Genomic DNA, 5,339 nt, shown 5'->3' with positions numbered 1-5,339 from the left:
TGAGCCGCTGCACGGCACGCGTCGAGATCCCCAGGGCCGCGGCGACCTGGTCCACCCGCACGATCGACCGGTCGGAGGCGATGAGATCCTCCATGGCGTTGGCCAGCATCCCGTCGGCACCAGGCGCCGCCAGGGTCGCGGCGGCCCAGGCCGAGAAGGCGCGCACCGCCCGGTCCCGCGCGAGGGGTTCGCGCTGGTGGTCGCACTGGTCGACCCCGCGCTGGTCGGATGGTCGCGGCTGGTCGACGACGTCGTCCGCCTCCCCCATCGCCGCGCCGACGGCGCGATGCAACTCTGCTGCCTCGACCGGTGTCTCGGCATCGCGGAGCTCCTGCGGCGCGGTCGACAGGGAGGCCAACCCGGCGGGTCGGAGCAGGGCTCCGACCGCCCACCCGCTGCCACTGAGGTCACGGTGGGAGATGCCGGTCGTCGGTCCGGAGAGGGTCACGCCGGAGGGTTCGACGACGAGGTTGGACGCGGGAAACGGAAGGAGTTCCTGCCGGGAGGTCCTGCCCGGCGGCAGACTCCACCGCGGGATCCAGAACCACCGGATGCGGTCGCGCAGGTCGACCGGGGCCTCCTGGCGGTGGAAGGTGGGCAACCGGTCCGGGTAGAGCACTCCGCGCCGATCTGCGAGCTCCGACATCCTCTCCCCTCCCTCACTCCTCCGCCTCGACTGACGTCGCGAATCTTCAAGCCATCAAAGTGCGGGCACTTCTAGGGTCATCCCATGACCGACACCACCTCGCCCCGGACCGGGGCCACCGGGCAGCACACCACCGACGGCGTCCCCCACGGCTCGACCAGCCTCACTCCGTTTCTCGCGATCGAGGGCGCGAAGGGGGCCGTCGAATTCTATTCCTCGGTCTTCGGCGCCCGGGTGGTCGACGTGACGGAGATGGGAGGGGTCGTCGTCCACGCCGAACTCGACTTCGGCAACGGCCGGTTGCAGTTCGGCGAGCCGAGCCCCGACTACGGGCTCGTGCCCGCACCCTCCGGAGGGGTGGCCTGCTACTCGCTCGGGCTGTACTGCGCGGACGTCGACGAGGTGGTGGACCGCGCGGTCAGGGCCGGCGCGACGGTCCGCGAGCCGGTGAGCGAGTTCGTCTCCGGCGACAGGTTTGCCTCGATCGTGGACCCTTACGGCGTGCGCTGGTCGATCATGACGCGCGTCGAGGACCTGTCCGAGTCGGAGAGCGCGCGACGCGTCGCCGAGTGGGCCGCGCAGCAGGGATAGCCGTGCGGTCACGCCCTCACCCACCATGGAAATGAATAGGAGCCCGACCAGTGGCCGGGCTCCTATCAGTGCGAACCGTCCGTCGCCGGATCGGTCCTCCGGGTGGAGCTAAGGGGACTCGAACCCCTGACCCCCACACTGCCAGTGTGGTGCGCTACCAGCTGCGCCATAGCCCCGTGCTCATTCTCCTGCCGTTCACCTCTCGGCGACCGGCCCGACCAAAGTTACACCATCCCGCTTCGGCCCTCCAAATCGCCTCCGGCCCCGCCCTGGACGGGCGGGGCCGGAGGCGATCCGCGTCGACCCGGGTCAGGAGATGATGTTGTCCAGCCAGGCCGGGTCGCCGAACTCCACGACCTCACCCTCGTAGGCGACGGTGGGCGTGGAGACGCGGTCGGTGACCTCACGGATACTGTCCTGCGAGTTGTCGGCGGTGTCCGAGGCCTTCTCCATCCCGCCGTTGGTCTCCACGTTGCCGATGCACTCGACGGTGTCCGCGTTCGCGCCGGCCGCCTCGGCCGTGGACGCAAGCTCCCGGGCGGAACGGTCGCCCCCGCCCTCAGCGGGTTGCTGCGCGAAGAAGGCGTTCTTGACCTCGAAGAAGGTGGGCATCGAGTCCTTGGCAGCGACGCACTGGACCGCGGCGATGGCCCGCGTGGAGTATTCGCCCGAGGCCGACTGGCGGTCGAGGAAGTTGAGGGTGTGGTACTCCACCCGCAGGTCACCGGCCTCGACGGCCTCTGCGATCGGGACGCCGTACTGCCTCTCGAACGAGGCGCACGCCGGGCACATGAAGTCCTCCCAGATCTGGACCGTCGGAGCGGCCTCCTCCCCCACCGTGATCACGCCCGTGTCCGAGATCTCGATCAGCTCATCCGCCGTCTCACCGAACGTGATGGGGTTGGCCTCGCCCCCTCGCTGGGCCATCCACACCACGCCACCGAGGACCAATACGGCGACGGCGATCAGCGCCGCGACCGTGATCAGCATGCCGTTGTTCTTCTTGGTCTGGAGCACCTTGGTGCTCTTGTTGCCTGCGGACTTGGCGTTCACGTGGGCGTGGGCCTTTCTCTACTGGGACATCGTCGGCCCGTTCGGGACGAGCGGCGACTACAGCGAGGGTACCGAAGCCGCCTGAGTCCTCTTTCAGGTGCTGGCAGGTGCTGGCAGGTGCTGGCAGGTGGGAGGACCGTCGAAATGCACCGAACCCCCGGTCGATGGTCGACCGGGGGCTCGGCCCGATGGTGGAGCTGCCGGGAATTGAACCCGGGTCCTCCGCAGCATCGGCAGGGCTTCTCCGTGCGCAGTCCGCGTTGGCCTCTACTCGGATCTCGCCCTCATGCGGACATGTCGGCGATGACGATCCCAGTCACTGTTGGATGTCCCGACCCACCCCGTGACCGGGTGAGCCGGTGATCCCTCTAGATGATGCCGGTGACCGGGGCGAGGGCGACCCCGGGCCGACAGACTACGGGCTCGCTATCAGGCAGCGAGGGCGTAGTCGCGCTGATTGGTATCGGCGCGTAATTGGTTGCCACGACGCTTACGGTGGTCTCTGGCCTGCACCGGCACGCTTCCCCTGCGTCAACTCACGTAGTCGAAACCACATCAGCCCCGTCAGGACCGCCGACTCTCATCGACGGACCACCGATCTTACCCCGACCGAGGTCGAGTCGCCAGGGTGATGTCCGTCTCCACACCACCCCTGCGCGACCGGATCACGCGTGCATGCCCTTGATCTTCCTGCCGAGCTCGCGGACGGCCTCGCGCTCGGCGGTCCTCCTGGCGATGTCGTGCCGCTTGTCGTGCGCCTGCTTACCGCGAGCGACGGCCAGTTCGACCTTCACCCGTCCGTTCACGAAGTAGAGGGACAGGGGGACCAGAGTGGCGTTGCCGTCCCGCACCTTGCCGACGAGGGAATCGATCTCGCGCCGGTGCAGTAGGAGCTTGCGGGCCCGCTTGGGCGCGTGATTGGTCCAGCTCCCGTGCGAGTACTCGGGGATGTGGAGCCCGCGGAGCCACACCTCGCCGTCGTCGATGGTCGCGAACGCGTCGACCAGCGAGGCCTGTCCCTCACGCATGCTCTTGATCTCCGTGCCCAGGAGCGCGATGCCGGCCTCGTGGGTGGACAGGATCGAGTACTCGTGGCGGGCCTTGCGGTTGCTGGCGACCACGCTGCCGTCGCGGCCGAGGGTCGACGCGCCCTTCTTCTTGTTCTTCTTGGCCACGCCGGTTCACCTCCTCGTCCGTCCGTCGGGCAGATCCCCCAGTCTAGATCAGCGCGGGATCACTGCCGAACCGTGGCCCTCAGGGTGACCCACGCCGTGAGGGCGGAGACGACCGCGCCCGCCACGATCAGACCCGGAGCGAGCATCAGGATGTCGGCGGTGGTGATCCGTTCCACCAGGTTCGCCCGGTACGCCTCCGCCAGGACCCTGTCGAGGAACACGACCTTGGCCCCCAGTAGGCCGCCGACCGCGAGCAGCGAACCGACCACCGATGCGAGCACGGCCTCCACCACGAACGGGAGCTCGGTGTACCAGCGGCTCGCGCCCACCAGTCGCATGATGCCGAGCGCGGTCCGGCGGGTGAAGGCCGCGATCTGCGTCATGTTGGCGATGAGCAACACGGTGGCCAGGAGTTGGACCACCGCGACGGCGAACGCGGCGTTCCGGATGCCGTCGAGGACCGAGAACACGCGCTCGACCAACTCCCCCTGGCCCTGCACGACCTCGATCCCCGCGATCGCCTCCAGCTCCGCGGCCACCGACTCGGCCCGGGTGGGGTCGTCGAGTGTGAGGGTGAACCGCGAGCCGAGGGCGTCCGGCGAGGTCGACTCCACGAGGACGGGGTCGGTGGAGGAGAACAGTTCGACGAACTCCTCATACGTCTCCTGCGGGTTCTTGTACTCCACCGACGCCACGCCGGCCGTGTTCTCGAGCCGGCCCCGGATCTCGCCACACGCGGCGGTGCAGTCGGGGTCCTCGATGGAGATGGGACGGTCCACGTAGACGCGGAACTCGTTGAGGTAGTCGTACTTCGCCTGGCTGGCCGAGGCGGTCATCACCACCAATACGCCGGCGCCGAGCATCGCCAACGCGACGGCGGTGGTGATGATCATGGCCAGCGTCATGGACAGGTTCCGGCGCAGCCCCTGCCCGACCTCGGACGCGATGAACCGCGCGGCCATCAGCGTCCCACCCCGTAGGTGCCGCTGGCGTCGTCCCGGACGACCATCCCGTCGACCAGCTCCACGACGCGGCGCCGCGACCGGTCGACGATGTGGCGGTCGTGCGTGGCCATGAGGACCGTGGTGCCGGTCCGGTTGATCCGGTCGAGCAGCAGCATGATGTCCTCGCTGGTCTCGGGGTCGAGGTTGCCGGTCGGCTCGTCGGCGAGCAGCAACCGCGGCCGGTTGACGAACGCCCGGGCGATGGCGACGCGTTGCTGTTCGCCACCGGAGAGCTCGTGCGGCCGACGTCCGGCCTCACGGGCCAGTCCGACCATCTCGAGCGTCTCGGGGACGACCTTGTCGATCGTGCGGCGGGAGGTGCCGATCACCTGGAGCGCGAAGGCCACGTTCTCGGCCACGGTCTTGCTCGGCAGGAGGCGGAAGTCCTGGAAGACGCAACCGAGCGAGCGGCGCAGCGTGGGTACGGACGACGCCTTCATCCTGGTGAGGTCGTGGCCCGCGACGACCAGGGTCCCGGAATCGGGCCGGTCTTCGCGGAGCAGCAGACGCAGGAACGTCGACTTTCCCGACCCGGACGCGCCGATGAGAAATGCGAACTCGCCCTCGGCGATCTCGACGCTCACGTCGGACAGAGCCGGGCGCGTCGAGGACGCGTACGACTTGGTCACATGGGAAGCACTGATCACACGAGCAGCCTAGCGTTACTCCTGCAACATGTGGAGGCGACTCGGGTCGCCTCGTGCGGCGGGCACCTCGCTACCCGGAGCCTCTACGGCGAGGTCTGCTCGTCGGCGGTCGGACCGGCGGCCGCGCCCCCTTGCCCGGTCTGGGGTTGGGTCTGGGTCCCCTGCGGGGCCTGCTGCGTGGTCGGGGTCCCGGGCCGAGCGGGGGCCGGGGACGTCGTCGGCT

General features: G+C 69.0%; 6 protein-coding genes, 1 tRNA gene and 1 other RNA gene. 1 reads left to right on the top strand and 7 read right to left on the bottom strand.

Annotation, left to right across the window (positions count from 1 at the left end; translation table 11 throughout):
* On the bottom strand, nucleotides 1–646 hold a 646-nt coding region (locus G6019_RS10760; RefSeq protein WP_241725994.1), incomplete at its 3' end, for a DUF6597 domain-containing transcriptional factor.
* A gap of 84 nt (nucleotides 647–730) precedes the next feature.
* Here G6019_RS10760 and G6019_RS10755 point away from each other — a divergent pair.
* Nucleotides 731–1,237, top strand: coding sequence for a VOC family protein (locus tag G6019_RS10755; RefSeq protein ID WP_107755985.1), 507 nt, complete (start codon nucleotides 731–733; stop codon nucleotides 1,235–1,237).
* A gap of 103 nt (nucleotides 1,238–1,340) precedes the next feature.
* On the opposite strand, the gene G6019_RS10750 is transcribed toward G6019_RS10755, so the two are convergent.
* The 6 genes from G6019_RS10750 to ftsE form a co-directional block, all read right to left on the bottom strand.
* Nucleotides 1,341–1,413: transfer RNA gene (locus tag G6019_RS10750), tRNA-Ala, on the bottom strand.
* A 133-nt stretch (nucleotides 1,414–1,546) separates the two neighbouring features.
* A complete protein-coding gene (locus G6019_RS10745) occupies nucleotides 1,547–2,290 on the bottom strand; it encodes a DsbA family protein (protein ID WP_182613808.1) in 744 nt (247 codons plus the stop codon).
* 189 nt (nucleotides 2,291–2,479) lie between these two features.
* Nucleotides 2,480–2,853: a transfer-messenger RNA gene (gene ssrA / locus G6019_RS10740) on the bottom strand.
* Between the two features lie 102 nt (nucleotides 2,854–2,955).
* The gene (smpB, locus tag G6019_RS10735) at nucleotides 2,956–3,465 is read right to left on the bottom strand and encodes an SsrA-binding protein SmpB (RefSeq protein ID WP_107755983.1); all 510 of its coding nucleotides are present in this window, start codon (nucleotides 3,463–3,465) and stop codon (nucleotides 2,956–2,958) included.
* A 59-nt stretch (nucleotides 3,466–3,524) separates the two neighbouring features.
* Nucleotides 3,525–4,427: a permease-like cell division protein FtsX gene (gene ftsX / locus G6019_RS10730; RefSeq protein WP_182613807.1), complete on the bottom strand. Its 903-nt coding sequence runs from the start codon at nucleotides 4,425–4,427 to the stop codon at nucleotides 3,525–3,527.
* On the bottom strand, nucleotides 4,427–5,116 hold the full coding sequence (ftsE, locus tag G6019_RS10725) for a cell division ATP-binding protein FtsE (protein ID WP_107755981.1): 690 nt from the start codon (nucleotides 5,114–5,116) through the stop codon (nucleotides 4,427–4,429). The genes ftsX and ftsE overlap by 1 nt, the downstream gene beginning before the upstream one ends.
* Nucleotides 5,117–5,339: the final 223 nt, after the last annotated feature.

The organism is Dietzia sp. DQ12-76, from assembly GCF_014145045.1.
In the GTDB taxonomy this organism is placed as follows: domain Bacteria; phylum Actinomycetota; class Actinomycetes; order Mycobacteriales; family Mycobacteriaceae; genus Dietzia.
This window is presented reverse-complemented; position numbering and strand designations above follow the sequence as displayed.

Excerpts from the sequence above, each read along its gene's own strand:
- G6019_RS10755 (WP_107755985.1), top strand. The coding sequence starts at position 731 with ATGACCGACACCACCTCGCCCCGGACCGGGGCCACCGGGCAGCACACC.
- ftsX (WP_182613807.1), bottom strand. The coding sequence starts at position 4,427 with ATGGCCGCGCGGTTCATCGCGTCCGAGGTCGGGCAGGGGCTGCGCCGG.